At 73.9% G+C, this 1793-nt stretch carries 2 protein-coding genes; one reads left to right on the forward strand and one right to left on the reverse strand.

Annotated elements, in window-relative coordinates:
• Nucleotides 1-927, forward strand: a 927-nt coding sequence (locus BN12_RS25575) for a COX15/CtaA family protein (RefSeq protein ID WP_327152686.1), incomplete at its 5' end; no start/stop codon positions are given.
• A gap of 24 nt (nucleotides 928-951) precedes the next feature.
• Here the strand turns inward: BN12_RS25575 and BN12_RS21515 are convergent.
• Nucleotides 952-1793, reverse strand: an 842-nt coding sequence (locus BN12_RS21515) for an SGNH hydrolase domain-containing protein (protein ID WP_048555603.1), incomplete at its 5' end; no start/stop codon positions are given.

Below are 1793 nucleotides of genomic sequence, written 5' to 3' on the forward strand. Positions count from 1 at the left end.
GCGGACCCGACCGGCCCGCCGGCGGGACCGCCGGTCGAGGGCGTCAGCCCATGGCTGCGCCGGGCCCTCGTCACCAACCTCGTCCTCGAGATCCTCATCGTCGTGACGGGCGGCACGGTCCGGGTCACGGCGTCCGGGCTCGGCTGTCCGACCTGGCCCAAGTGCACGCCGGAGTCGCTCGTCCCCGTCCGCAACCAGGCGCAGGGGTTCCACAGCATCATCGAGTACGGCAACCGGATGCTCACCCCCGTCGTGAGCCTCGCCGCCCTCGGCGTCCTCGTCGCCATCTGGATGCTCGCCCCCAACCGTCCCGGGCTGCGCCGGATCGCCTGGCTGCCGCTCGCCGGGGTCCTCCTCCAGGCCGTCGTCGGCGGCGTCACCGTCCGGATGGACCTCAACCCCGCCGTCGTGTCCCTCCACTTCCTCGCCTCGATGGTCCTGGTCGCCCTCTCCGCATACCTCCTCGCCCGCAGCGGCGAGGGCGACGGACCGCGACAGTGGCTCGTCCGGCGCGAGGTCCGCTGGGTCGCGACCGTCGTCTGCGGGCTGGCAGCCGTCATCCTCGTGCTCGGGACGATCGTCACGGGGACCGGTCCGCACGGCGGGTCCATCGACGTCCACCGCTACCCCTTCGACCCGCGGAGCGTGAGCTGGCTGCACGCCGACGCCGTCATGCTCTTCACGGGCCTCGTCGTCGCGATGATCCTCGCCGTCCGGCTCTCGACCGAGGACCAGCGGGCCCGCCGGGCGTGGCTCGCCCTCCTCGGCGTGACCCTCGCCCAAGGGCTCATCGGCTACACGCAGTACTTCACCAAGCTCCCCGAGGCGCTCGTCGTCGCGCACATGCTCGGCGCGTCGATCCTCGTCGTCGCCCTCACCATCGCCGTCGTCGCCCTCCGCCGACGGCCGCCGGTGCCGCCCGCGTAGATCTCCTCCGCCCAGGCCGCAGGGTCACCAGGCGAGCAGGCGTCGGAGGACCGGCTCGAGATGGGCGGCGTAGGTCCGGGTCACGTGCCCCTGGTCGCGGTAGACGACCCGTCCGCCGATGACGAGCGGGCAGGCGCGTGCGGTGCACAGCCAGGGCGTGAGGTCGGCGTAGCGCGCGCCAGCGAGCGTGGCCATCTCCGACCACGATGCGTTGCGGTCCGCCGCGACCGGGTCCATCGGCTGGACGCACGTCGCGAGCGTCGCCGTCCGGGAGCCGAGGCAGGCCGCCGCGTGCCGGGGAAGGACGGTGTCGTCGGACAGCACCGTGACGTCTGGGACGAGCCGGGTGAGGCGCGCCATCGTCCGCCGAGCCCCGGCCCGGAACAGCTCGGATCCCTCGACGGAGGCGACGCTGCCCGAGCGCGCAGGAACCCGCGCACCGGTCCCGGGATCGACGAGGTCCTGCGCGACGTACCCGGCGAGGAGGACCTTGTCCGGGTGGAGGCGAGCGATCTGCCGCAGCGCCCAGGTTCGGAACGCGCCGCACTCGGTGTACTCGCGGCCGTCGTCCCACACGCGGACGTCGACGGGCGGACAACCGGACTTGGCGAGGACGACGATGCGGTAGCCGGACCTCGCGGCGAGGTTCGCGAGCGGCTGCATCCACATCCCCATGTGCGAGTCGCCCCACGCGACGACGGTCCGTGAGGCCGACCGGTCCCCGAGGGAGCACAGACGGTGCGACGTCGCCGCGACGGTGGCCGCCCAGCACCCGGGCGCGGGCTGGGTCACGTCGCTCCCCAGGCTCTTCAGCTGGATGCCGAGACCCGCCGGCAGCGGCGGCTCGGCGTGCGCGGCCGCGGCCG

Origin of the sequence: Nostocoides japonicum T1-X7, from assembly GCF_001046855.1 — a bacterium.
Lineage (GTDB): Bacteria > Actinomycetota > Actinomycetes > Actinomycetales > Dermatophilaceae > Nostocoides > Nostocoides japonicum.